We start from the raw sequence: 25429 nt of genomic DNA on the forward strand, positions 1-25429 counted from the left end.
TCCCCCTGGTGTCTTAGTAAGCCTGGAAGCTAATCACTAAGAGTATCACCAGTATGATGACTAACTTCATCATAACCCTTTCCTTATTTTGGCCCCTTCCTCGGGAGGGGCTTTCCCGTTTCAGCGTCCTGCTGAAATCGGTGGCTTACCTTCATTGCCGTGCCGCCACTTTACCGCACTCCGGCGCGTTAACGATTTTCACCGATGAGAGTTGCGTAGCGCCTCGCAAAGCGGGTCGCCATTCAGAATAATCCCGACCGTGTTCCATAATTCCTCCATTTTTCTCCCTTCCCTGCTGACTACAATAGAGGGAGCAACATTCCGCAAAACGTTTCAGGATGAGAAACTTATACCGATGAAAGGCAGTAATACTTTCCGCTGGGCAATCGCGATTGGGGTTGTAGTGGCCGCCGCCGCATTCTGGTTCTGGCATAGCCGTAGCGAAAGCCCGACCGCCGCGCCGGGCGTCGCCGCGCAAGCGCCGCATACCGCCGCCGCAGGTCGCCGCGGTATGCGCGACGGCCCTCTGGCGCCGGTACAGGCCGCGACCGCGACCACGCAGGCCGTACCGCGCTATCTGAGCGGGCTGGGTACCGTGACCGCAGCGAATACCGTTACGGTGCGTAGCCGCGTGGATGGTCAACTCATCGCCCTGCACTTTCAGGAAGGTCAGCAGGTCAACGCAGGCGATCTGCTGGCGCAAATCGATCCCAGCCAGTTTAAGGTCGCCCTGGCGCAGGCTCAGGGACAGTTGGCGAAAGATAACGCTACGCTGGCGAATGCGCGTCGTGATCTGGCGCGCTATCAGCAACTGGCAAAAACCAATCTGGTTTCTCGTCAGGAACTGGATGCGCAACAGGCGCTGGTCAACGAAACCCAGGGAACCATTAAAGCGGATGAAGCCAATGTCGCCAGCGCGCAGTTACAGCTCGACTGGAGTCGTATCACGGCCCCGGTCTCGGGACGCGTGGGTCTGAAACAGGTGGATGTCGGCAACCAGATTTCCAGCAGCGATACCGCAGGTATTGTCGTCATTACGCAAACGCACCCGATTGATCTCATTTTTACTCTGCCGGAAAGCGATATCGCGACCGTGGTTCAGGCGCAGAAAGCGGGGAAAACGCTGGTCGTAGAAGCCTGGGATCGGACTAACTCGCACAAATTGAGCGAAGGTGTGTTGCTCAGTCTGGACAACCAGATTGATCCCACAACGGGAACGATCAAAATTAAAGCGCGCTTTACCAATCAGGACGATACGCTGTTCCCCAATCAATTTGTGAACGCCCGGATGCTGGTCGATACCGAACAAAATGCCGTTGTGGTGCCTGCCGCGGCGGTGCAAATGGGCAATGAGGGCCACTTTGTGTGGGTGCTGAACGACGAAAATAACGTCAGCAAGAAGCGGGTAAAAATCGGTATTCAGGATAACCGAAACGTGGTGATCAGCGCTGGCTTGTCGGCAGGCGATCGCGTCGTTACCGATGGTATTGATCGGCTGACGGAAGGCGCAAAAGTCGAGGTCGTTGAGCCGCAAACCACCGTGGCGGATGAAAAATCCCCTTCCCGCCATGAAGGTCAAAAAGGAGCGCGCGCCTGATGCAGGTATTACCTCCGGGCAGCACGGGCGGCCCCTCGCGTCTGTTTATTCTGCGCCCCGTGGCCACCACTCTGCTGATGGCGGCGATTTTACTCGCCGGGATTATCGGCTATCGCTTCCTGCCCGTCGCCGCTTTGCCGGAGGTCGACTACCCCACTATTCAGGTTGTTACGCTCTACCCTGGCGCCAGCCCGGATGTCATGACCTCCGCCGTCACCGCGCCGCTTGAGCGCCAGTTCGGCCAGATGTCAGGACTTAAGCAGATGTCGTCGCAAAGCTCCGGCGGCGCATCGGTGGTAACGCTACAGTTTCAGTTGACGCTGCCGCTGGACGTTGCCGAGCAGGAAGTACAGGCGGCGATTAACGCGGCCACCAATTTATTGCCTTCCGACCTGCCAAATCCGCCGATTTATAGCAAAGTCAATCCGGCGGACCCGCCGATTATGACGCTTGCCGTCACCTCAAACGCGATGCCGATGACCCAGGTAGAGGACATGGTAGAAACCCGCGTGGCGCAGAAGATCTCGCAGGTCTCCGGCGTCGGGCTGGTGACGCTTGCCGGCGGGCAGCGCCCTGCGGTACGCGTAAAACTGAATGCTCAGGCTGTCGCCGCGCTCGGTCTGACCAGCGAAACGGTCCGTACCGCAATTACCGGCGCCAACGTCAACTCGGCGAAAGGCAGTCTGGATGGCCCCGAACGGGCGGTGACGCTTTCTGCTAACGATCAGATGCAGTCTGCCGACGAATACCGCAGGCTTATCATCGCATATCAAAACGGCGCGCCGGTACGGTTGGGCGATGTCGCCACCGTCGAACAGGGGGCGGAAAATAGCTGGCTCGGCGCATGGGCGAATCAAGCGCCGGCTATCGTGATGAACGTTCAACGCCAGCCCGGCGCCAATATCATTGCGACAGCGGACAGCATTCGCCAGATGCTGCCCCAGCTTACCGAAAGCCTGCCGAAATCGGTGAAGGTCACGGTCCTGTCCGATCGCACCACCAATATTCGCGCTTCCGTGCGCGATACCCAGTTTGAACTGATGCTGGCGATCGCGCTGGTCGTCATGATTATCTATCTGTTTTTACGTAATATTCCCGCCACAATTATTCCCGGCGTCGCCGTACCGCTGTCGCTTATCGGCACCTTTGCGGTGATGGTATTTTTGGATTTTTCCATTAATAACCTGACGCTGATGGCGCTCACTATCGCCACGGGTTTCGTGGTGGACGATGCGATTGTGGTGATCGAGAACATCTCGCGCTACATCGAAAAAGGAGAAAAACCGCTGGCGGCGGCGCTCAAAGGCGCGGGCGAAATCGGCTTTACCATTATTTCCCTCACCTTTTCACTGATTGCGGTGCTGATCCCGTTGCTCTTTATGGGCGATATTGTTGGTCGACTGTTCCGCGAATTTGCGGTGACGTTGGCGGTAGCGATTTTAATCTCCGCCGTCGTCTCTTTGACGCTCACGCCCATGATGTGCGCGCGTATGCTCAGCCAGCAGTCTCTGCGTAAACAAAACCGCTTTTCCCGCGCCTGCGAGCGGATGTTTGACCGCGTGATCGCCAGCTACGGACGCGGATTAGCGAAAGTGCTCAACCATCCGTGGCTTACATTGAGCGTGGCATTCGCCACGCTCCTGCTCAGCGTTATGCTGTGGATAGTCATCCCGAAAGGGTTCTTTCCGGTACAGGATAACGGCATTATCCAGGGGACGCTGCAGGCGCCGCAATCATCATCGTATGCCAGTATGGCGCAACGTCAGCGCCAGGTGGCGGAGCGGATATTACAGGACCCGGCGGTGCAAAGCCTGACGACTTTTGTTGGCGTAGACGGCGCTAATCCCACGCTGAATAGCGCGCGCCTGCAAATTAACCTCAAGCCGCTGGATGCGCGTGATGACCGCGTGCAGCAGGTGATCTCCCGGCTGCAAACCGCCGTGGCGACGATTCCCGGCGTGGCGCTGTATCTCCAGCCGACGCAGGATTTAACCATCGACACGCAGGTCAGCCGCACGCAGTATCAGTTTACCCTGCAGGCCACGACGCTCGATGCGCTCAGCCACTGGGTGCCAAAACTGCAGAACGCGCTACAGTCGTTGCCACAGCTCTCTGAGGTAAGCAGCGACTGGCAAGATCGGGGATTAGCGGCCTGGGTGAATGTCGACCGCGACAGCGCCAGCCGTCTGGGTATCAGCATGGCGGATGTGGATAACGCGCTCTACAACGCGTTCGGACAACGCCTGATTTCAACGATTTATACCCAGGCGAACCAGTACCGCGTCGTGCTGGAACATAATACCGCCAGCACGCCGGGCCTGGCGGCGCTGGAGACGATTCGCCTGACGAGCCGCGACGGCGGCACCGTACCGCTCAGCGCGATTGCCCGCATTGAGCAGCGCTTCGCCCCGCTCTCCATCAATCATTTAGATCAGTTCCCGGTTACGACATTTTCGTTTAACGTGCCGGAGGGCTATTCGCTCGGCGATGCGGTGCAGGCGATTCTCGATACGGAAAAAACGCTCGCCCTGCCAGCGGATATTACAACGCAGTTTCAGGGCAGTACGCTCGCCTTCCAGGCGGCGCTGGGCAGCACCGTCTGGCTTATTGTCGCCGCCGTGGTGGCGATGTATATCGTGCTTGGCGTGCTGTATGAGAGTTTTATCCATCCGATCACGATTCTCTCAACGCTGCCTACGGCGGGCGTCGGCGCGCTACTGGCGCTGCTCATCGCCGGTAGCGAGCTCGATATTATCGCCATTATCGGCATTATTTTACTGATCGGCATCGTGAAGAAAAACGCCATCATGATGATTGACTTCGCCCTCGCCGCCGAACGCGAACAGGGGATGAGTCCGCGCGACGCTATCTTCCAGGCCTGTCTGCTGCGTTTTCGACCGATTCTGATGACCACGCTGGCTGCGTTGCTCGGGGCATTGCCATTAATGTTGAGTACCGGCGTTGGCGCGGAATTACGTCGCCCGTTGGGGATCGCAATGGTGGGCGGCTTACTGGTCAGTCAGGTATTAACTCTGTTTACCACACCGGTGATTTATCTCCTGTTTGACCGCCTGTCGCTGTACGTGAAAAGCCGCTTTCCGCGCCATAAAGAGGAGGCGTAGATGCGCTTTTTCGCCCTTTTCATCTACCGCCCGGTCGCCACCATTTTGATTGCCGCCGCCATTACGCTGTGCGGCATTCTGGGCTTTCGTCTGCTGCCGGTCGCCCCGCTGCCGCAGGTCGATTTCCCGGTGATTATGGTTAGCGCCTCGCTGCCGGGCGCCTCGCCGGAAACCATGGCTTCGTCGGTGGCGACGCCGTTGGAACGTTCTTTGGGACGCATTGCAGGCGTCAATGAAATGACCTCCAGCAGCTCGCTCGGTAGTACGCGCATTATTCTCGAATTTAATTTCGATCGTGATATTAACGGCGCGGCGCGCGACGTGCAGGCCGCCATTAATGCCGCGCAAAGCTTGTTGCCAGGCGGAATGCCCAGCCGCCCGACTTATCGCAAGGCCAACCCGTCCGACGCGCCGATTATGATTTTAACGCTCACCTCGGAGAGCTGGTCACAGGGCAAACTGTATGATTTCGCCTCTACCCAACTGGCGCAAACCATCGCGCAAATTGACGGCGTCGGCGATGTTGACGTCGGCGGCAGCTCCCTGCCCGCAGTACGTGTAGGCTTAAACCCGCAGGCGCTCTTTAACCAGGGCGTCTCGCTGGATGAGGTCCGCGAAGCGATCGACAGCGCCAACGTACGCCGACCGCAAGGCGCAATTGAAGATAGCGTCCACCGCTGGCAAATCCAGACCAACGACGAACTGAAAACCGCCGCCGAATATCAGCCGCTGATTATTCACTATAACAACGGCGCGGCGGTACGCCTGGGCGACGTCGCCAGCGTCACCGACTCGGTGCAGGATGTCCGTAACGCCGGGATGACGAACGCTAAACCCGCTATTTTGTTGATGATCCGCAAGCTGCCGGAGGCCAATATTATTCAGACGGTCGACGGCATCCGGGCAAAACTGCCGGAACTGCGGGCAATGATCCCCGCCGCTATCGATTTACAAATCGCCCAGGATCGTTCGCCGACGATTCGCGCGTCGCTGCAAGAGGTAGAAGAGACACTGGCTATCTCTGTTGCGCTGGTGATCCTGGTGGTGTTTTTATTCCTGCGCTCCGGGCGCGCCACGCTAATTCCCGCCGTCGCCGTTCCCGTTTCGCTCATCGGCACCTTCGCCGCCATGTATCTGTGCGGCTTCAGCCTCAACAATCTGTCGCTGATGGCGCTGACTATCGCGACCGGATTTGTCGTTGATGATGCCATTGTGGTGCTGGAAAATATCGCCCGCCATCTGGAGGCGGGAATGAAACCTTTGCAGGCGGCATTACAGGGTACGCGAGAAGTTGGGTTTACGGTCATCTCCATGAGTCTGTCGCTGGTGGCGGTATTTCTGCCGCTGCTGTTAATGGGCGGCCTGCCAGGACGATTATTACGGGAATTCGCCGTTACCCTCTCGGTGGCGATTGGCATTTCGCTGGTGGTCTCGCTCACACTGACGCCGATGATGTGCGGCTGGATGCTTAAATCAAGCAAACCGCGCACCCAACCGCGTAAACGGGGCGTTGGCCGTTTGCTGGTCGCCTTGCAACAGGGTTACGGCACGTCGTTAAAATGGGTGCTTAACCATACGCGTCTTGTCGGGGTGGTTTTTCTTGGCACCGTTGCGCTGAACATCTGGCTTTATATCGCCATCCCTAAAACATTCTTTCCGGAGCAGGACACCGGCGTGTTGATGGGCGGTATTCAGGCTGACCAAAGCATCTATTTCCAGGCCATGCGCGGCAAGCTGCAGGATTTTATGAAAATTATTCGCGACGATCCGGCGGTGAATAATGTCACTGGTTTTACCGGCGGATCGAGGGTGAATAGCGGCATGATGTTTATTACGCTGAAGCCGCGCGGCGAACGCAAAGAGACGGCGCAGCAAATCATTGATCGACTGCGGGTCAAACTGGCAAAAGAACCTGGCGCCAGGCTGTTTCTGATGGCGGTACAGGATATTCGCGTCGGCGGGCGGCAGGCTAACGCCAGTTACCAATATACGTTGCTGTCTGACTCTCTGGCGGCGCTGCGCGAATGGGAGCCGAAAATACGCAAAGCGCTCTCGGCCCTGCCGCAACTGGCGGACGTAAACTCCGACCAGCAGGATAACGGCGCGGAGATGAACCTTATCTACGACCGCGACACCATGTCACGGCTGGGTATTGATGTTCAGGCCGCAAACAGTCTGTTAAATAATGCTTTCGGCCAGCGGCAAATTTCCACCATTTATCAGCCGATGAACCAGTATAAAGTGGTGATGGAAGTCGATCCGCGCTATAGCCAGGATATCAGCGCGCTGGAGAAAATGTTCGTTATCAACCGTGACGGAAAAGCGATTCCCCTCTCTTATTTCGCCCAATGGCGGCCCGCCAATGCGCCGCTGTCGGTGAACCATCAGGGACTTTCCGCGGCGTCCACGATTGCCTTTAACCTGCCGACCGGCACATCGTTATCGCAGGCGACAGAGGCCATTAATCGCACCATGACGCAGCTTGGCGTCCCCTCGACGGTACGCGGCAGTTTTTCCGGAACGGCGCAAGTCTTCCAGCAGACCATGAATTCACAGCTTATTTTGATAGTGGCGGCGATCGCTACCGTCTACATTGTGCTGGGGATACTGTACGAAAGCTACGTCCATCCGCTGACCATTCTCTCTACTCTACCATCGGCGGGCGTTGGGGCGCTTCTGGCGCTGGAACTCTTCAATGCCCCTTTCAGCCTAATCGCCCTGATAGGGATCATGCTATTAATTGGCATTGTGAAGAAAAACGCCATTATGATGGTCGATTTTGCGCTTGAAGCGCAACGAAGCGGCGGCCTGACGCCGGAACAAGCCATTTTCCAGGCCTGCTTGTTACGCTTCCGTCCAATAATGATGACCACGCTGGCGGCGCTGTTCGGCGCACTGCCATTGGTGTTATCTGGCGGAGACGGTTCGGAATTACGGCAGCCGCTGGGGATAACCATTGTCGGCGGTTTGGTCATGAGCCAGCTCCTGACGCTCTATACCACGCCGGTGGTGTACCTCTTTTTCGACCGTCTGCGGCTGCGTTTTTCGCGTAAAAATAGCAAACCGGTAGTAGAGATATGACAGAACTTCCTGACAACACCCGCTGGCAACTCTGGATTGTGGCATTCGGCTTTTTTATGCAGTCGCTGGATACCACCATCGTCAACACTGCGCTACCCTCCATGGCGAAAAGCCTGGGGGAAAGCCCGCTGCATATGCACATGGTAGTGGTGTCATATGTTCTTACCGTCGCCGTGATGCTCCCCGCCAGCGGCTGGCTGGCAGACAAAATCGGCGTGCGTAATATTTTCTTTGCCGCCATCGTGCTGTTCACGCTGGGTTCGCTGTTTTGCGCCCTCTCCGGTACGCTTAATCAACTGGTATTAGCGCGGGTTTTACAAGGCGTAGGCGGCGCGATGATGGTGCCGGTTGGACGCCTGACGGTCATGAAAATCGTGCCGCGCGCGCAATATATGGCGGCAATGACCTTCGTCACCCTACCGGGACAGATCGGGCCGTTACTCGGCCCCGCGCTGGGCGGGGTGCTGGTGGAATATGCTTCATGGCACTGGATCTTTCTGATCAATATCCCGGTGGGAATTGTCGGCGCTATGGCGACCTTTATGCTGATGCCAAACTACACCATAGAGACCCGGCGCTTTGATCTGCCGGGGTTCCTGCTGTTAGCTATCGGCATGGCGGTACTCACGCTGGCGCTGGACGGTAGTAAAAGCATGGGGATTTCGCCCTGGACATTAGCCGGACTTGCTGCGGGTGGCACGGCAGCCATTCTGCTCTATCTCTTCCATGCCAAAAAAAACTCAGGCGCGTTATTCAGCCTGCGATTGTTCCGCACGCCCACGTTTTCACTGGGGTTGCTGGGCAGTTTTGCCGGGCGTATCGGCAGCGGTATGCTGCCGTTTATGACGCCGGTCTTTTTGCAAATTGGTCTTGGTTTTTCACCGTTTCATGCCGGTTTGATGATGATCCCCATGGTGCTGGGCAGCATGGGAATGAAGCGGATTGTAGTGCAGATAGTTAACCGTTTTGGCTATCGTCGGGTTCTGGTGGCGACTACGCTCGGACTGGCATTGGTTAGCCTGTTGTTTATGTCGGTCGCGCTGCTCGGCTGGTATTATCTCCTGCCGCTGGTACTGCTTTTGCAGGGAATGGTGAACTCGGCGCGCTTTTCTTCCATGAACACCTTAACGCTAAAAGACCTTCCCGATACGCTGGCCAGCAGCGGCAATAGCTTATTATCGATGATTATGCAGCTCTCGATGAGTATCGGCGTCACTATTGCCGGAATGCTGCTGGGTATGTTTGGCCAACAGCATATCGGGATAGACAGTAGCGCCACACATCACGTCTTTATGTACACCTGGTTATGTATGGCGGTTATTATCGCGCTACCGGCGATAATTTTTGCCCGCGTGCCGAACGATACACAGCAAAACATGGTCATTTCACGGCGTAAAAGGAGCCTGTAATGAAAGTCTGGCGGCCCGGAATCACCGGCAAGCTGTTTCTGGCGATCTTCGCCACCTGCATCGTGCTGCTGATCAGTATGCATTGGGCCGTGCGCGTCAGTTTTGAACGCGGATTTATTGACTATATCAAACACGGCAACGAGCAGCGGCTACAAATGCTGGGCGATGCGCTGGGCGACCAGTACCAGCAACACGGCAACTGGCGTTTTTTACGCAACAACGATCGCTTCGTTTTCCAGATTTTGCGTTCATTTGAGCATGACAACGACCGCGATAAACCCGGCCCCGGTATGCCGCCGCACGGTTGGCGCACCCAATTCTGGGTCGTCGATCAAAATGGCCGGGTGCTGGTCGGCCCACGCGGTCCGGTGCCGCATGACGGTACTCGTCGGCCCATTCTGGTCAATGGCGCCGAAGTCGGCGCGGTTATCGCCTCTCCTGTCGAGCGGCTGACGCGCAATACGGATATTAATTTTGATATGCAGCAGCGGCGCGCCAGCTGGATGATCGTGGCGTTATCAACGTTGCTGGCCGCGCTGGCGACATTTTTGCTGGCGCGTGGCCTGCTCGCCCCGGTCAAACGGTTGGTCGAGGGTACGCACAGACTGGCGGCGGGGGATTTTACCACGCGCGTGACCCCAACCAGCGCCGATGAGCTGGGAAAACTGGCGCAGGATTTTAACCAGCTTGCCAGCACGCTGGAAAAAAACCAGCAGATGCGCCGCGACTTTATGGCGGATATTTCCCACGAACTGCGCACGCCGCTGGCGGTATTGCGCGGCGAACTGGAAGCCATTCAGGATGGCGTTCGCCAGTTCACGCCAGAATCGGTTACCTCGCTACAGGCGGAAGTCGGTACGCTTACCAAACTGGTTGACGACCTGCATCAGCTGTCGTTGTCTGACGAGGGCGCGCTGGCTTATCAAAAAACGACCGTCGATCTTGTTCCCCTGTTGGAAGTCGCTGGCGGCGCGTTCAGAGAGCGCTTTACCAGCCGGGGGCTAACGCTACATTACGCGTTGCCGGATAGCATGACCGTCTTCGGCGACCCGGATCGCCTGATGCAACTGTTTAATAATCTACTGGAAAACAGTCTGCGCTACACCGACAGCGGCGGCGGCCTGCATATTTCCGCCGAACAACGCGACAAATCATTATTCCTGACCTTTGCCGATTCTGCACCGGGCGTCAGCGATGAGCAGTTACAAAAGCTTTTTGACCGTTTTTACCGCACGGAAGTGTCCCGTAACCGCGCCAGCGGCGGTTCTGGACTGGGGCTGGCGATATGCGTCAATATTGTACACGCGCATAACGGTCATCTTCACGCCGCTCATTCGCCTTTTGGCGGGGTTAGCATTACAGTAGAGTTACCGCTGGATCGCGATTTACAGAGAGAAGTATGACTGAATTACCCATTGATGAAAACACGCCACGCATTTTGATTGTTGAAGATGAACCCAAGCTGGGTCAGCTGCTTATTGACTACTTACGCGCGGCGAGTTACGCCCCCACGCTCATCAATCATGGCGACAAGGTACTGCCGTATGTGCGTCAAACGCCGCCGGATCTAATCCTGCTGGATCTGATGCTGCCGGGTACCGATGGTCTGACGCTATGCCGGGAGATTCGCCGTTTTTCCGACATCCCCATTGTGATGGTCACGGCCAAAATCGAAGAGATCGACCGGCTGCTTGGGCTGGAAATCGGCGCCGATGATTATATCTGTAAGCCTTACAGCCCGCGCGAAGTCGTGGCCCGCGTGAAAACCATTTTGCGCCGCTGTAAACCGCAGCGCGAACTCCAGCAGCAGGATGCCGAAAGCCCGTTAATGATTGATGAAAGCCGCTTTCAGGCCTCCTGGTGTGGTAAAGCGCTGGATTTAACCCCCGCTGAATTCCGTCTGCTAAAAACCTTATCGCTTGAACCGGGTAAAGTTTTTTCCCGCGAGCAGTTGTTAAACCACCTCTACGACGACTACCGTGTGGTGACCGATCGTACTATCGACAGCCACATTAAAAACCTGCGCCGTAAACTGGAATCGCTGGATGCCGAACAGTCATTTATACGCGCGGTCTACGGGGTGGGATATCGCTGGGAAGCGGATGCGTGTCGCCTGGTATAATGATTATTGGCATAACAATAACAAGGTCGTAAGACGATATTTTCCGCCAACGCTATTCTGGCGGAATTAACACACTGCCCTCTTTCATTTGGCCGAGCGGTATCCCGAAAACCACGACGAACGCGATCGGGGACAATAAATTATTTGGCCGCTCTTTTTAGTTTACCGATATACTGTGAGTAGTTTTTTAAACTTATTGCGCATTAATTCATTAAGTGAATCTAAAAATACATAAACATAATACCAGCTTAATTATACATGGATTTTTATGACAGAAACGTCATCTCACCGCTATAAACCACGCAATATAATAAATGCGCCAAATGTAAAATCGTCTATTTTTTCCCGGAGCCAACAACGCGGCGACAGCGAAATTACCCAGCGCTGGTTAAGCAACCATTTTTATCGTTGGATCATTGGTGACTTTCCTCATGTTTATCCTGTGCGCTCCGTCGCCGATTATGCCGTTTATTTTAGCGCTGATGCAGAAATCCCCGCCTGGCTGGCGCCAAAGCTGGGTGGCGATGAGCGCTTTTACTACCTTAACGTTCAGCACCCGCAACTTGTGGCGATGGAAAGAGATTTAGTGGAATTTCTTTCGCGTCAGGAAGGAACGCGGCTGGAAACTAAACTACAGCGTATCAACTGCTTTACCGTGCTGGCAATGCGCGAAGCGGAGCATCAAAAAATGCAGCGCCTGCGTGAACAAGGTTGGTATCCCTCCAACAGCGAGGCGCTAAAACCGGTGATGACGGTGAATAACGGCGTACTGGTTGAGCTTGATGCAACAAACCCCGGCCTGCGCAGTGAGATGGCGTATGAATCCTGGCATATGCAACACTGCGTCGGAGATTTTGATAATAAAGGCGCGCTTTCCGGCGGCTACGGCGATTACTACGCCCGGCAAATTGAACAACAGAAACTTCGCCTGTTCAGCCTGCGCGACGGCAATAATATTCCCCACGTTACAATAAGCCTGGTGGTTGGTAATAACGGCCTGAGCATTGATCAGATTAAAGGTAAGCAAAATCGCCATCCTATTAAGAAATATGCTAACGATGTTTTATCTCTGTTACGCCATCTGCAACCACCTCCTGAGCGCCACGCTGATTGCGAAGGGATGGGAATAGTTTATGAATCGACGCCGGAATATTCAGGTTGGAAATTTATTACGCATATTCATGACCTCAATTTTCTGCTCAATGTGCTGCATGACAATTTTCATTTAATGGAACACTTCCCCACTCCCCCGGTAGCTTTACAGTGGCTGCTGCTGCACAGCGCCCCGGAGGCACTGCGCTACCTTCAGGTTGTTGATCCTAACGTGGCGACGGCTGCGGAAATGCTGTTTCCACGACATGAATGGCACCCTACGCTTGCCGGAAAAAACACCAGTAGCGAACCTTTCGAAATTGAAAGCCTGACGCTACAAACCACGCGCTACCTCCCTGTCATCAAGGAGGTGCAATAATGTTCTGGATTGTTCTTATTATAGCCGCCCTATTTTTTAGCTGGCGCAACTACAAAAAAAACAAACCGCTGATTGCGGCCCGTATCGCCGAGGAGAAAGAAAAAGATCGCCTGAAAGACCTGCGTCGCGATACCCGACGGCGGCAATGGGCGCTGGCGCTAGCTGATATCCTCGCCCGGCGCAACGGGCTACCGATCAAAGGCGTTGAGCTGGTATTTAAACTTGACGATGACAAACGCCGCTATCTGGCGCAGCAGGTAAAAAAAGAGCTGGGCTTGAGCGAAAACCTCGACGGCGCGGCGTTACGCCACAAGGTTGAGGATATCTTACGCCGCTGGCCTGCGGGCATCGGCAGCTCGCCGCGCACGTTTTATCATCATCTGGCGGCCCAGGGCCAGGTCCGCGACGCGCTGGCTTTCGACTGCATGCGCACCGCCTTTCTGACCCGCTGTATCGCCGGGCTCGGCTGGTGCGACGTACATCAGGCCTGGCTGGTGTTATTACTTAACGCCCAGCGCGCTCAGGACTGTTTTGATTCCTGGGAGGATTACGCCACCGCCTACGTTCGCGCCCGCCGGGTATGGCTCACGCTACGTGACACGCCAACAGCGCTTGCCGGACGGGATTTACAGGAAGCCACCAATTATTTGCAAGACCCGGTCAGCCGCTGGCGACAACTGCCGTGGAATGAATTCAAAATTTTCGAGCCGATTTAAAGGACGCTTTATGGAACAGGATGATCGTCTGCTCAACGCTATGTTTGAGATGTGCAACCACAAAAATCCCCTCAATGACGGGCAACGAGAGTGGCATATCGCCGATATTTCCGGCCTGCTGCGCGAAGAACGCTATGACGAACTGGACGAACGCTACAACCAGGCGCTGACGGAGAGCTTTACCAGCCGCGAAGCGGAAAAGCGCTATTTCTTCGCCTGGAATCAAATGGACAACCCTTTTTACGATATGGACACGCTGGTTGAGGCTGGGCCGCAAGGATTAGCGCTGATCAAAAACTGGCAGCGCGCTCGTCCCCGCTCCACTCACGCCTGGCTTGCCGAGGCGCAATACTGGAATCACCGTGCGTGGCTGTATCGCAGCTATGGCTGGGCGAGAGAAACCACCCGAGCGATGTGGATCTGCGCCGCCGCCTGCAACGAACGGATGGTCATCGCCGTGCTCAATGCTATCGACTGTGAACCGCGCCAGTGGATGGCGGCGGCCCTGACCAGCACCAACTCCAAAGTCTTCGGCCAGCCCGACTGGCTGGTTGAGTTCCTCGAGGGCGCGGATGTTGCCGGGCAGCCATTAATGGAAGATCTGGCTGAATATCATCGCCATTCACCGCAGGAGGTGGATGCGCTGATGGCCCATTCCGGGCTGTCGTTTGCCGACGCGGTTTGCCCAAATTTGCCGCGCCCGTCCGTGCTGCCGGAGTGCAATGACGATGCCGGGCAAAAATACTGGCTCGCCGTCTGCCTGGCTATTTTCCCGACGGCATTTTACGTGCTGGATGAATATATCCCGTTTCGTATGCCACGCTGGAGAGGGTCTCACGAGGAAATCCGCGAATTTCTGGAATCAAGCGTATGCGATCACCTTTCTGCCGCAGAACGTGAACATCTGGAGCTATTAATCTGGTGGGACGATCACCGCGATCTGCGCATTAAAGAGGTTGACTCCCCGGCAGAACAGAAACGCATTATCGCCAAAGCCGAAGAGATTAGCCTGCGAGCGCATATCCAGGAATCTCGCCACAACGCGCTGGAGTGGCTGCGGGTCTGCTATAGCGATCTGGACGATAATGACGCGCTCTGGCGAACCCTTCAGCGTTCGATCGTGGAAAAAGTTAAACTCAACAATTACTTCTCTGATGACACGATAAAGTTCGCCCTGCGCGATTTTCCTGACACCTGGTGGATGTATAATTTTCTCTGTCAGAATGCGCAGCAAACGGAATTCGCAGTGCCGAAAATCCGTCGTGGCTACTTTCAGTACGCCGGGCTATTGGGTTTCGAAAAGGATGAGGCGCAAGGCCTCGCCTGGCTCGATAGCGTCGCCGACATTCAATATAACCATAGCTGGCGGGCGGCGATTAAAAATTTCAACTGGTTCGGGCTCCCGGAACATTTCGTGCCGCTGGCAGAGCTGGGCGCACAAAGAAATATACCCGCCGCGCTAAACCTGCTGGGCCTTGAACACAATAATAAAGAGAACAACGGCCTACTACCTTACGATCCTGCCATCGCGTTAGGGTATTTTCAGCGCGCGGCGGAGATTTTGCACCGGCAGTTAGCGCTGCGCGAGAGCACCCCGTACAAATTAATAGATAACGGAGGCTATACCGACTATGAAAATGACCTGCAAAATATTCATTTCAGCATTGGCATCTGCAACCAGCGTCTGAGTAAACAAGAACCTGATACCGAAAAACGTTCCGCTTATGAAAAAGAACTGCTCGATAATCTCTGGCTGGCGCATCAGTACGGGCATAAAGAGGCCTGGGGCTTGTTCCTGCTGAATATTTTTGAAGTGAAGGATATTACGCTGGCGCATAAGCATCTGGAACTGGTGCAACAAGAAGCCAACAAAGGCACGCTACACGCTATGGTGACCCTATCGCGCCTGCATGGTAATAAACACGATCGAACGCTGTTTAATATGAGGCTAAGCGCACGCTGGGCGCATTTTGCCTTCACGCTTTACCCGGATAATGAAATCGTTATGGACTGCCTGGACCACCTGCATTTCGATTCTTTCTGGAAACGCTTCCGTTTCGCGTGGTATACCGTCCGCATCCCGAATTCAGAGCTGCCGGGACAGGTCAACTCAATGGTGTAAGGTGGTTTACTCCCCTCTCCCACGGCGCTACAATGCCCGCCCTTAAAGTGAGGACTCTCCTCAAGCCGCCTCATCAGGTGAGGCGGATCTGACCTGTCATCAGAACGAGAAAATGATGTTTAAACCAGAACTTCTTTCGCCGGCGGGAACGCTGAAAAATATGCGTTACGCTTTCGCTTACGGTGCCGATGCCGTCTATGCGGGCCAACCACGCTACTCTTTACGCGTGCGTAATAACGAATTCAATCACGAAAATTTGCAGCTTGGCATCAACGAAGCCCACGCGCTCGGAAAAAAATTCTACGTGGTGGTGAACATCGCCCCGCATAACGCCAAGCTCAAAACCTTTATCCGTGACCTGAAACCCGTCGTCGAGATGGGCCCGGATGCGCTGATCATGTCCGATCCAGGGTTGATTATGCTGGTACGCGAGCACTTCCCGGCAATGCCGATTCACCTGTCGGTACAGGCTAATGCCGTAAACTGGGCGACGGTAAAATTCTGGCAGCAGATGGGGCTGACCCGTGTGATTCTCTCCCGCGAGCTGTCACTGGAAGAGATTGAGGAAATTCGCCAGCAGGTGCCGGATATGGAAATAGAAATTTTCGTCCACGGCGCGCTATGCATGGCCTATTCCGGCCGCTGCCTGCTTTCCGGCTACATCAATAAACGCGATCCGAACCAGGGCACCTGCACCAATGCCTGCCGTTGGGAATATAACGTGCAGGAAGGAAAAGAAGACGTTGTCGGCAACATCGTGCATAAGCACGAACCGATTCCGGTACAGAACGTTGAGCCGACGCTCGGTATCGGCGCGCCGACGGATAAAGTGTTTATGATAGAAGAGGCCCAAAGACCGGGCGAATACATGACCGCGTTCGAAGACGAGCATGGCACCTATATCATGAACTCAAAAGATTTGCGCGCTATCGCCCACGTGGAGCGCCTGACGAAAATGGGCGTCCACTCGCTGAAAATCGAAGGCCGCACCAAATCCTTTTATTACTGCGCCCGTACCGCGCAGGTCTACCGTAAGGCCATCGACGACGCCGCCGCGGGTAAACCCTTCGACCCTACGCTGCTGGAAACGTTGGAAGGTCTGGCTCATCGCGGCTATACCGAAGGTTTCCTGCGTCGCCATACGCACGACGATTACCAGAATTACGAGTACGGGTACTCCGTTTCCGAACGCCAGCAATTTGTCGGCGAGTTCACCGGCGAGCGTAAAGGCCAACTGGCGGCCGTGGCGGTGAAAAATAAATTCTCCGTTGGCGATAGTCTGGAGCTGATGACACCGCAGGGAAATATCAATTTCACCCTGGAACAGATGGAGAACGCCAAAGGCGACGCTATGCCGGTGGCACCTGGCGATGGCTATACCGTCTGGATGCCCGTCCCGCAGGACGTTACGCTGGATTACGCACTATTGATGCGTAATTTCTCAGGCGAATCAACGCGTAACCCCCATGCTAAGTAGTTAATTGCGGTTATTTTTTCATGGCGGGAAGATTCTTAGAAATTGATCACATACCGCTTCGCTCAATGCGGGTATTATTTAACGCGCTGAAAAACATAACCCATAAATGCTAGCTGTACCAGGAACCACCTCCTTGGCCTGCGTAATCTCCCTTACGCAGGCTTATTTTTTGCGTATAATCCATAAAAAAGTGGTACTTCCCGCCATATCCAAAATTGACCACACTAACCAAAGCGCAAATGGGCGCTTAGGTTTAGAGACCTCCCCTATCCATTGCCAGCCAGCAAGTCACAATCCTCCCCGCATCCGGTCGGACTCAGGACTTAGCATTGTGACGTTAACGTTTAAAATCAGTGAATTAAATCAATAACTACTTTGTGAGCACTTACACAAAAAGTTTCCAGGTTATTAAATTAAGGTTAAAAACTGATAATTTAAGCGTGTAAAAATATGGCACGTTTTAATGCCGCTTTTACAAGGATTAAAATAATGTTTTCCCGGATTAGAGGTTTGATTTCATGTCAAAGTAATACTCAAACCATCGCACCTACGCTCAGTCCACCTTCATCAGGCCATGTAAGTTTTGCTGGGGTTGATTATCCTCTATTACCACTAGATCACCAAATCCCCTTCCCACCGTCACGTATAATCGGTATCCAGAGTTATTCCTTTATCCTGTAAAATGTGATACAGATTCTCCATTGATCTAATAACAACCTCAATTTCACATTCAAGTTTCTCTACAGAACTTTCATTTAGTGAGAAGTTGAGAGCCAATAATAATGATTGTGAGTTATTATCATAACACAAATGTGGTCCATTATTCTCTGCAAACCATAAATTAGCATTGAGAAATTCAAAAGCAAGATTATTATTATCCGGAGGTCTTCCGCAAAAACCGTATATCATTATATACTCACTGTTAGTGCTTGTTAGTAAGATACGGTAACGGTTATCTATAATAAATGAGCATAATCTGTTTTCGTCAAAGACAATTGAATCGGTATTTAATTTTAGTGAAAACTGTCTTAATAAGCGATCGGCTCTTGAATACATAACACCCCATACTCTATCTAAAGCGTTCCTATATAAGTCATAAGCCTCTGGTCTGGACGCTTAACACCCCGTGTCATCGTCGGAATTCGTCTTTTCCCTATGACTTGCTGTGTTTGCTCATTTATGGCCAGGCTGGCCGGGTTCTGATGCCATTTGCGCTAAGGTATAGTCCGGCGCATATTCCCATCATACCAATTCCCCCCATGCCAAACGATGCGCCTAAAACCGTCAGGGCGGTAGTATATGCAGTACCACTACTGACACTGGCGACAGCCCCTGAGCATACCCCACTGAAAACACCTGTAAACAATGCCGTGGTTCCCAGGCACATTAAACATCTGGGTTTATTGCCGTAAGCGTTAAAATCAACGATTTCAGCTACCGGTTTTTCGTCATTACCCCGTTCAGAAGGAGCGAGCAATGGCGTTTGCGCATTCACGCCTGAAGTGACATTCATATAAACCTCTTCATGCACATGCCTGTTTATGTTTATGAGAAAAGCGATACATCAGGCAACGGTACGACTATAGGACACCGCGCTAAGCCATCATCTAAATAGGTTTTATTTGATATATAGTAGCGTGCTTCTAATAGTGCGCCGTGTTTCTGCTAAAGAGTCTAAAGAACATTTCGATTTTATGCTATTAAAAAGTATGTTTGGTAATAAATATCAGGTTTTTATCTGATATTATGAAGTTTGAAATTAATACTGATAACTGACGTATGTTCGTCTTGTTAATTCTCCGTTTCGTTATTAAAGGCGCTATATCGGAAAGCGTCTGACTACCCCTTGAGGTTTCCTTGCACTCTTACAAGCGATACTCAATGCGCATACCGGCATCTCTCTTGTCGCCATTTGCCTTAAACCATGCTTCGCTTACCGCTGCGTACAGTAGGAAGAAAAACGGTAAAGCAATAAGTGCGCAACATTTCAATTTTCATCCTGTTCTGACCTCGCTTTTTCATTTCTGCTATACACTTTCTGGAGATTGTTGTTCAACCTATTAAGGCATAACGGATGGCTAACTTTCCCGCCAGCTTACTGATCCTCAATGGCAAAAGCGCTGATAACCAGCCGCTACGTGAGGCCATTACTCTACTTCGCGACGAAGGCATACAGATTCACGTTCGGGTAACCTGGGAAAAAGGCGACGCGCAGCGTTACGTTGATGAAGCCCGTAGACTGGGCGTTGAAACGGTGATTGCCGGCGGCGGAGACGGTACCATTAATGAAGTGTCGACCGCGCTCATCCAGATCCGCGACGGCGTAGCCCCTGCACTGGGCCTTTTGCCGCTCGGCACTGCCAACGATTTTGCCACCAGCGCCGGTATTCCTGAAGCGCTGGACAAAGCGCTGAAACTGGCGATTGCCGGAAACGCGATGGAAATTGATATGGCCAGGGTCAATGATAAAACCTGTTTTATCAATATGGCGACGGGCGGTTTTGGCACCCGCATTACCACCGAAACGCCGGAAAAACTTAAAGCCGCGTTGGGCGGCGTCTCCTATCTTATTCACGGTCTGATGAGAATGGATACGCTGACCCCTGACCGCTGCGAAATACGTGGCGAAAACTTTCACTGGCAGGGAGATGCGCTGGTGATCGGCATCGGCAACGGTCGTCAGGCCGGCGGCGGGCAGCAATTATGTCCCACCGCGCTGATTAACGACGGACTGTTACAGCTACGGATTTTTACCGGCGAAGAACTGCTGCCGGCGCTGTTTTCCACACTCACGCAGTCAGATGACAATCCGAATATTATTGACGGCGCCTCAGCGTGGTTTGATATTCATGCGCCGCATGAAATCACGTTCAATCTGGATGGCGAACCACTCAGCGGGCAAGAATTTCATATTGAGGTGCTGCCTGGCGCATTACGCTGTCGGCTGCCGCCAGACTGCCCGTTGCTACGTTAATAACACCAGTCGCTGGCCGGATGCGCTCACATCCGGCTTTTCTTCGTTAAACTCAGGCGATGGTGACTTTGCTATCCAGATAGACATCCTGTACGGCGTTAATCAACTTCACGCCGTCAGCCATCGATTTCTTAAAGGCTTTACGTCCCAGAATTAGCCCCATTCCACCGGCTCGTTTGTTGATCACCGCGGTACGAACCGCGTCGCCGAGGTCAGTGTCGCCGCCGTCCGCGCCGCCGGAGTTGATAAGCCCGGCGCGTCCCATATAGCAGTTCGCCAACTGGTAACGTACCAAATCAATCGGGTTATCGCTGGTCAGTTTGCTGTACACGCGGTCGTCGGTATAGCCGAAGTTGACCGCTTTATAACCGCCATTATTCTCGGCCATTTTCTGTTTCACGATATCCGCGCCAATCGTAGCGGCCAGATGGTTGGCTTGCCCCGTCAGGTCAGCGGATACATGGTAATCGACGCCGTCTTTTTTAAAGGAAGAATTACGCAGGTAAGCCCACAATACGGTCACCATACCCAGCTCATGCGCACGCTCAAAAGCGGCGGAGATCTCTTCAATCTGGCGACGGGACTGTTCCGAACCGAAATAGATCGTCGCGCCTACCGCCACGGCGCCCATATTGAACGCCTGCTCAACGCTGGCGTACAGGGTCTGATCGTACTCTGTCGGATAGCTCAATGTTTCGTTGTGATTCAGTTTGACCAAAAACGGAATACGGTGCGCATAGCGCCGTGAAACCGAGGCCAGTACGCCGTAGGTAGAGGCCACGCAGTTACAGCCGGCCTCAATCGCCAATTCAACAATATTTTTTGGGTCAAAGTAGCGCGGGTTGGCCGCAAAAGAAGCGCCGGCGGAGTGCTCCACTCCCTGATCGACGGGCAGTATCGAAAGGTATCCTGTTCCCGCCAGGCGTCCAGTATTATAGAGCGTCTGCATATTACGCAGAACGGCTGGTGGACGATTATTGTCAATCATCACCCGGTCAACGTAATCCTTGCCGGGTAGATAAAGCTGATCGGAAGGAATGGTCATACAACGATGCTGTAAAAGGCTGTCGGCGTCTTTGCCAAGCAACTGCGCAATATCAGTCATAGCTATGCTCCCGTAAGTTCCGATAGGGTATCGGAAGGTGAATAGTCCTGCCCCGCAGATTGCGGGTCGCAATAAGCCTGGTACTGACCGACCATTTTTGCCAACTTTAGCGCATTTTTTCGGCGCTATCTGCTGACTCGATTCACGTCCGAAAAAGTGTTAGATCGGTCAAAATTAATGCTCAATGGTATTTAAAAGGTATTATTAAGTGGTATTGTCGTGGCGTACCTTACCTGTCATGAAGGATTCAAAAATGAAAACGACCTTTAAACTGTCGTTCATGATGTTCGTGGAGTGGTTTATCTGGGGCGCCTGGTTCGTCCCCCTGTGGCTATGGCTAAATAAAAGCGGGTTTTCCGCCGGTGAAATAGGCTGGTCTTATGCCTGTACCGCCATTGCGGCGATCCTGTCGCCGATTCTGGTCGGCTCCGTTACCGACCGTTTTTTCTCAGCGCAAAAAGTCCTGGCGGTACTGATGTTTGCAGGCGCCGTGCTGATGTATTTCGCGGCGCAGCAAACCACCTTTGCCGGATTCTTTCCGCTGCTCCTGGCCTATTCATTGACCTATATGCCGACCATCGCGCTGACAAACAGCATTGCCTTCGCTAACGTACCGGACGTTGAACGCGATTTTCCACGCATTCGCGTTATGGGAACCATTGGGTGGATTGCCTCCGGCCTCGCCTGTGGATTCTTGCCGCAAATGTTAGGCTATAACGATATTTCCCCCACCAACATTCCACTGCTCATAACCGCCGCAAGTTCAGCGTTGCTGGGCGTATTTGCGTTCTGTCTGCCAGACACGCCGCCAAAAAGCACCGGCAAGATGGATATTAAAGTGATGCTGGGGCTGGATGCGCTGGTTCTGCTGCGCGATAAAAACTTTCTCGTTTTCTTCTTCTGTTCCTTCCTGTTTGCGATGCCGCTGGCCTTCTACTACATCTTCGCTAACGGCTATCTGACAGAAGTGGGAATGAAAAACGCCACCGGCTGGATGACGCTCGGCCAGTTCTCTGAAATCTTCTTTATGCTGGCGCTACCCTTTTTCACTAAGCGCTTTGGTATTAAAAAGGTATTATTACTTGGTCTTATTACCGCCGCGATCCGCTACGGCTTTTTTGTCTATGGCGGCGCGGAGACGTACTTCACTTACGCCCTGCTGTTCCTCGGTATTTTGCTGCACGGCGTAAGTTACGATTTCTACTACGTCACCGCCTACATTTATGTCGATAAAAAAGCGCCGGTTCATATGCGTACCGCTGCGCAAGGGCTTATCACCCTCTGCTGTCAGGGATTCGGCAGCCTGCTGGGCTATCGTCTCGGCGGCGTGATGATGGAAAAAATGTTTGCTTATCCGCAACCGGTTAACGGTCTGACATTCAACTGGGCGGGCATGTGGACGTTTGGCGCAGTGATGATTGCCGTCATCGCGCTACTGTTTATGATTTTCTTTCGCGAATCGGACAAAGAGATCACTGCTATTGACGATCGCGATATTGCGTTGACACAAGGGGAAGTAAAATGAAAGCAGAACGTATTCTCGGTGCTCTTTACGGGCAAGCGTTAGGGGATGCGATGGGAATGCCCTCTGAGCTGTGGCCGAGAACGCGCGTCAAAGCGCATTTCGGCTGGATTGACCGCTTTCTGCCCGGGCCAAAAGAGAATAATGCCGCCTGCTATTTTAACCGCGCGGAGTTTACGGATGATACCGCAATGGCGCTCTGCCTGGCCGACGCGCTACTCGAATGCGAAGGCAACATTGATCCCGAGATTATTGGGCGTAACATCCTCGCCTGGGCGGAACGCTTTGATGCGTTCAATAAAAATGTACTCGGCCCGACGTCAAAAATTGCGCTGAACGCGATTCGCGACGGCAAACCCATCGCGGCGCTGGAAAACAACGGCGTGACTAACGGCGCGGCCATGCGCGTTTCGCCGTTGGGCTGCCTGTTGCCGCCAACTAACCTGACAGCCTTTATAGCAGAAGTAGCGTTAGCCTCCAGCCCGACGCATAAATCCGATCTGGCGGTGGCTGGCGCCGTGGTTGTCGCCTGGGCCGTCTCGCGAGCGGTTAACGGCGACACGTGGCAAAGTATTGCCGACTCGCTCCCCGCCGTCGCCCATCAGGCGCAGACAGCGCGTATTACCACGTTTAGCGCCTCGCTATCGGCACGTCTGGAACTGGCGCTAAACATTGTCCGCCACGCCGACGGCGTCGAATCTGCCAGCGAACAGCTCTATCAGATCATCGGCGCGGGAACCAGCACCATTGAATCGGTTCCCTGCGCTATCGCCATGGTGGAGCTGGCGAATACCGATCCTAACCGCTGTGCCGTGCTGTGCGCTAACCTCGGCGGCGATACCGACACTATCGGCGCGATGGCTACCACCATTTGCGGCGCGTTGCACGGGGTAAGCGCCATTAACCCCCAGTTAAAGCAAACGCTGGACGAGGTTAATCAGCTGGATTTTGCGCGCTATGCCGTTGCGCTGGCGAGTTATCGTCAACGGCGGGAGGCACTATGAACGGCGCACGGTTGCTGACATTATTACCGACCCTGCATACCCGGCGTCCGCTCACCGTTATCGGCGCGGCAGTAATCGATATCATTGCCGACGCCTGGACGTTGCCGCGTCGCGGAGGCGATCTTGAACTGCAACAACAAAGCGTCAATGTCGGCGGCTGTGCGCTGAATATTGCCGTGGCGTTGAAACGGCTGGGGATTGACGCCAGCAATGCGCTGCCGCTGGGCCAGGGCGTGTGGGCGGAGAGGATTCGCCGCCGTCTGGCAAAAGAGGGATTATCCAGCGTGATTGACGCGGTTGAAGGAGATAACGGCTGGTGTCTGGCGTTAGTCGAACCGGATGGCGAACGCACGTTTATGTCTTTTAGCGGCGTGGAAAACCAGTGGAATGCGGACTGGCTGTCGCAGCTCAGGACACCGCGGGGCAGTCTTGTCTACCTGTCCGGCTATCAACTGGCCTCGTCCTGTGGCGAGCCACTGATCCAGTGGCTGGAAACCGTCGACGATGTCACGCCTTTTATCGATTTTGGCCCACGAATCGGTGATATTACAGACGATGTAATGGCGCGCATTATGGCCTGCCGACCCATCGTCTCCCTCAATCGCCAGGAAGCCATCATCGCTGCGGAACGCGCCGGGCTTGCGACCGATACGCGCACTTTCGGCGAAGCATGGGTAAACCGCTTTTCCGCGCCGCTGGTGGTGCGCCACGATAAAGACGGAGCGTGGTATTTTAGCGCGCAATCTTCCGGCGTTGTGCCAGAGTTTCCGGCAACCGTGGTGGATACCATCGGCGCAGGCGACAGCCATGCTGGCGGCGTGCTGGCAGGACTGGCGTCAGGCTGGCCGCTCGCGGATGCCGTACTGCTGGGAAATGCGGTGGCAAGCTGGGTGGTCGGGCATCGCGGCGGCGACTGCGCGCCCACGCGCGAGGCGCTACTCCTCGCACACAAAAACGTATAGGTCGCTACGACAATAACTGATGCTGTATTCAATAGGCCGCTGCTGCTGATCGAGCGCCACCTGCTTAATCACCAGCACCGGCACTTTACCATCCATTTGAATATGCGACTGAAACTCATCATCCGGCATCCGGGCGCTGACGCGGGATCGGGTACGCTGAGGGTAAATGTGCTGGCGACGAAAATAGTCATACAACGAAATGCCAATCGCGTCGACATCATGAATCAGATGCGCGGGCACCCAGGACTCTTCAATCGATACCGCATCCTCATCAACATAACGAATGCGTTTGAGTAAAAAGACGTCGCTGCCTGCGGGGATCGCCAGATGCTGCGCGACCTCATCCGGACAACTTACCACGCGTTTGTTAACCCATAGCGTATCCGGTTTTTTGCCGCGCAAGACAACCTGCTGAGAAAATCCCCGCGCCTCTTTCAGGGAATATTCAAAGATATTATTGACTTGCGTACCGTAGCCGCGGGCGCGCGTGACGACACCCTCTTCTTCCAGCGCCTGCATCGCTTTCCGTACCGTGATACGCGAGACGCCGGTAAGCTGGCTGAGATCGCGTTCGCCAGGCAAAATATTACCGTGCTCAAGAATACCGCTGCGCACGGCATCCTTTACCGTCTGGGCAAATTTCATGTATAGCGGCGTATTATCCGCCGCTGAAATTCGTTCATTCAGTTGCGCGATGAGCCGGGTATGCGCTTGTTCCATTTATCTTTCCTGACGACGGGTCTGT

At 54.0% G+C, this 25429-nt stretch carries 19 protein-coding genes and 1 pseudogene; 15 read left to right on the top strand and 5 right to left on the bottom strand.

Annotation, left to right across the window (positions count from 1 at the left end; genetic code table 11):
* Positions 1 to 13: 13 nt before the first annotated feature.
* Entirely contained in the window at positions 14 to 73 is a 60-nt protein-coding gene (gene ibsA, locus J4613_RS05500) for a type I toxin-antitoxin system Ibs family toxin (protein WP_074430376.1), read from the bottom strand.
* Between the two features lie 282 nt (positions 74 to 355).
* Between ibsA and mdtA the strand changes: the two genes are divergently transcribed.
* From mdtA to J4613_RS05555, 11 genes and pseudogenes are all read left to right on the top strand, one after another.
* On the top strand, positions 356 to 1597 hold the full coding sequence (mdtA, locus tag J4613_RS05505) for a multidrug efflux RND transporter subunit MdtA (protein ID WP_000678816.1): 1242 nt from the start codon (positions 356 to 358) through the stop codon (positions 1595 to 1597).
* A complete protein-coding gene (gene mdtB, locus J4613_RS05510; protein WP_001197799.1) occupies positions 1597 to 4719 on the top strand; it encodes a multidrug efflux RND transporter permease subunit MdtB in 3123 nt (1040 codons plus the stop codon). The genes mdtA and mdtB overlap by 1 nt, the downstream gene beginning before the upstream one ends.
* Positions 4720 to 7800, top strand: coding sequence for a multidrug efflux RND transporter permease subunit MdtC (gene mdtC / locus J4613_RS05515; RefSeq protein WP_111742300.1), 3081 nt, complete (start codon positions 4720 to 4722; stop codon positions 7798 to 7800). It begins immediately after the preceding gene.
* Complete coding sequence (locus J4613_RS05520; protein ID WP_001523543.1) at positions 7797 to 9209, top strand: MFS transporter; 1413 nt, start codon at positions 7797 to 7799, stop codon at positions 9207 to 9209. The genes mdtC and J4613_RS05520 overlap by 4 nt, the downstream gene beginning before the upstream one ends.
* Positions 9209 to 10612 (top strand): two-component system sensor histidine kinase BaeS, encoded by a 1404-nt coding sequence (gene baeS / locus J4613_RS05525; protein ID WP_000870077.1) that lies wholly within the window; start codon positions 9209 to 9211, stop codon positions 10610 to 10612. Before J4613_RS05520 ends, baeS begins: the two co-directional genes overlap by 1 nt.
* Entirely contained in the window at positions 10609 to 11331 is a 723-nt protein-coding gene (gene baeR, locus J4613_RS05530; protein ID WP_000137854.1) for a two-component system response regulator BaeR, read from the top strand. Before baeS ends, baeR begins: the two co-directional genes overlap by 4 nt.
* A 268-nt stretch (positions 11332 to 11599) precedes the next feature.
* A complete protein-coding gene (locus tag J4613_RS05535; RefSeq protein ID WP_138010412.1) occupies positions 11600 to 12802 on the top strand; it encodes a cytoplasmic protein in 1203 nt (400 codons plus the stop codon).
* A complete protein-coding gene (locus J4613_RS05540) occupies positions 12802 to 13518 on the top strand; it encodes a DUF1266 domain-containing protein (RefSeq protein ID WP_111742298.1) in 717 nt (238 codons plus the stop codon). The genes J4613_RS05535 and J4613_RS05540 overlap by 1 nt, the downstream gene beginning before the upstream one ends.
* A gap of 10 nt (positions 13519 to 13528) precedes the next feature.
* Positions 13529 to 15640 (top strand): DUF4034 domain-containing protein, encoded by a 2112-nt coding sequence (locus J4613_RS05545; RefSeq protein WP_111742297.1) that lies wholly within the window; start codon positions 13529 to 13531, stop codon positions 15638 to 15640.
* Between the two features lie 115 nt (positions 15641 to 15755).
* Positions 15756 to 17117, top strand: a complete 1362-nt coding sequence (gene yegQ, locus J4613_RS05550) for a tRNA 5-hydroxyuridine modification protein YegQ (protein WP_001517981.1) — start codon at positions 15756 to 15758, stop codon at positions 17115 to 17117.
* Positions 17118 to 17567: 450 nt separating this feature from the next.
* A pseudogene (locus tag J4613_RS05555) lies at positions 17568 to 17741 on the top strand (non-LEE encoded effector protein NleB); the annotation flags it as partial.
* 15 nt (positions 17742 to 17756) lie between these two features.
* On the opposite strand, the gene J4613_RS05560 reads toward J4613_RS05555, so the two are convergent.
* Both J4613_RS05560 and steD read right to left on the bottom strand, forming a co-directional pair.
* A complete protein-coding gene (locus J4613_RS05560; RefSeq protein WP_001540404.1) occupies positions 17757 to 18173 on the bottom strand; it encodes a CesT family type III secretion system chaperone in 417 nt (138 codons plus the stop codon).
* A gap of 121 nt (positions 18174 to 18294) precedes the next feature.
* The gene (steD, locus tag J4613_RS05565) at positions 18295 to 18630 is read right to left on the bottom strand and encodes a type III secretion system effector SteD (protein ID WP_111742295.1); all 336 of its coding nucleotides are present in this window, start codon (positions 18628 to 18630) and stop codon (positions 18295 to 18297) included.
* 561 nt (positions 18631 to 19191) lie between these two features.
* Here steD and yegS point away from each other — a divergent pair.
* Positions 19192 to 20091 carry a lipid kinase YegS gene (yegS, locus tag J4613_RS05570; RefSeq protein WP_001273393.1) on the top strand — a complete coding sequence of 300 codons (900 nt, stop codon included), beginning with the start codon at positions 19192 to 19194 and terminating at the stop codon, positions 20089 to 20091.
* A 52-nt stretch (positions 20092 to 20143) separates the two neighbouring features.
* Here the strand turns inward: yegS and fbaB are convergent, their stop codons facing one another.
* On the bottom strand, positions 20144 to 21196 hold the full coding sequence (fbaB, locus tag J4613_RS05575) for a class I fructose-bisphosphate aldolase (protein WP_000129590.1): 1053 nt from the start codon (positions 21194 to 21196) through the stop codon (positions 20144 to 20146).
* A 253-nt stretch (positions 21197 to 21449) separates the two neighbouring features.
* Here fbaB and J4613_RS05580 point away from each other — a divergent pair, with 253 nt between their 5' ends.
* The 3 genes from J4613_RS05580 to J4613_RS05590 are packed head-to-tail and all read left to right on the top strand — an operon-like array spanning position 21450 to position 24684.
* A complete protein-coding gene (locus J4613_RS05580) occupies positions 21450 to 22721 on the top strand; it encodes a nucleoside permease (protein WP_000858692.1) in 1272 nt (423 codons plus the stop codon).
* On the top strand, positions 22718 to 23722 hold the full coding sequence (locus J4613_RS05585) for an ADP-ribosylglycohydrolase family protein (RefSeq protein ID WP_111742294.1): 1005 nt from the start codon (positions 22718 to 22720) through the stop codon (positions 23720 to 23722). Before J4613_RS05580 ends, J4613_RS05585 begins: the two co-directional genes overlap by 4 nt.
* Complete coding sequence (locus tag J4613_RS05590) at positions 23719 to 24684, top strand: PfkB family carbohydrate kinase (protein WP_111742293.1); 966 nt, start codon at positions 23719 to 23721, stop codon at positions 24682 to 24684. Before J4613_RS05585 ends, J4613_RS05590 begins: the two co-directional genes overlap by 4 nt.
* Here J4613_RS05590 and J4613_RS05595 read toward each other — a convergent pair.
* Complete coding sequence (locus J4613_RS05595) at positions 24658 to 25404, bottom strand: GntR family transcriptional regulator (RefSeq protein ID WP_001728489.1); 747 nt, start codon at positions 25402 to 25404, stop codon at positions 24658 to 24660. The genes J4613_RS05590 and J4613_RS05595 overlap by 27 nt on opposite strands.
* Between the last annotated feature and the right edge of the window lie 25 nt (positions 25405 to 25429).

Origin of the sequence: Salmonella sp. 32020114201800008SM (assembly GCF_017572025.1) — a bacterium.
GTDB lineage: Bacteria > Pseudomonadota > Gammaproteobacteria > Enterobacterales > Enterobacteriaceae > Salmonella > Salmonella enterica.

Coding starts and splice junctions, on each gene's coding strand:
- yegQ (WP_001517981.1), top strand. CDS start 15,756: ATGTTTAAACCAGAACTTCTTTCGCCGGCGGGAACGCTGAAAAATATG.
- J4613_RS05560 (WP_001540404.1), bottom strand. CDS start 18,173: ATGTATTCAAGAGCCGATCGCTTATTAAGACAGTTTTCACTAAAATTA.
- J4613_RS05590 (WP_111742293.1), top strand. CDS start 23,719: ATGAACGGCGCACGGTTGCTGACATTATTACCGACCCTGCATACCCGG.
- mdtC (WP_111742300.1), top strand. CDS start 4,720: ATGCGCTTTTTCGCCCTTTTCATCTACCGCCCGGTCGCCACCATTTTG.
- J4613_RS05520 (WP_001523543.1), top strand. CDS start 7,797: ATGACAGAACTTCCTGACAACACCCGCTGGCAACTCTGGATTGTGGCA.
- J4613_RS05545 (WP_111742297.1), top strand. CDS start 13,529: ATGGAACAGGATGATCGTCTGCTCAACGCTATGTTTGAGATGTGCAAC.
- fbaB (WP_000129590.1), bottom strand. CDS start 21,196: ATGACTGATATTGCGCAGTTGCTTGGCAAAGACGCCGACAGCCTTTTA.
- J4613_RS05535 (WP_138010412.1), top strand. CDS start 11,600: ATGACAGAAACGTCATCTCACCGCTATAAACCACGCAATATAATAAAT.
- J4613_RS05540 (WP_111742298.1), top strand. CDS start 12,802: ATGTTCTGGATTGTTCTTATTATAGCCGCCCTATTTTTTAGCTGGCGC.
- J4613_RS05585 (WP_111742294.1), top strand. CDS start 22,718: ATGAAAGCAGAACGTATTCTCGGTGCTCTTTACGGGCAAGCGTTAGGG.
- baeS (WP_000870077.1), top strand. CDS start 9,209: ATGAAAGTCTGGCGGCCCGGAATCACCGGCAAGCTGTTTCTGGCGATC.
- steD (WP_111742295.1), bottom strand. CDS start 18,630: ATGAATGTCACTTCAGGCGTGAATGCGCAAACGCCATTGCTCGCTCCT.
- J4613_RS05595 (WP_001728489.1), bottom strand. CDS start 25,404: ATGGAACAAGCGCATACCCGGCTCATCGCGCAACTGAATGAACGAATT.
- mdtA (WP_000678816.1), top strand. CDS start 356: ATGAAAGGCAGTAATACTTTCCGCTGGGCAATCGCGATTGGGGTTGTA.
- J4613_RS05580 (WP_000858692.1), top strand. CDS start 21,450: ATGAAAACGACCTTTAAACTGTCGTTCATGATGTTCGTGGAGTGGTTT.
- baeR (WP_000137854.1), top strand. CDS start 10,609: ATGACTGAATTACCCATTGATGAAAACACGCCACGCATTTTGATTGTT.
- yegS (WP_001273393.1), top strand. CDS start 19,192: ATGGCTAACTTTCCCGCCAGCTTACTGATCCTCAATGGCAAAAGCGCT.
- mdtB (WP_001197799.1), top strand. CDS start 1,597: ATGCAGGTATTACCTCCGGGCAGCACGGGCGGCCCCTCGCGTCTGTTT.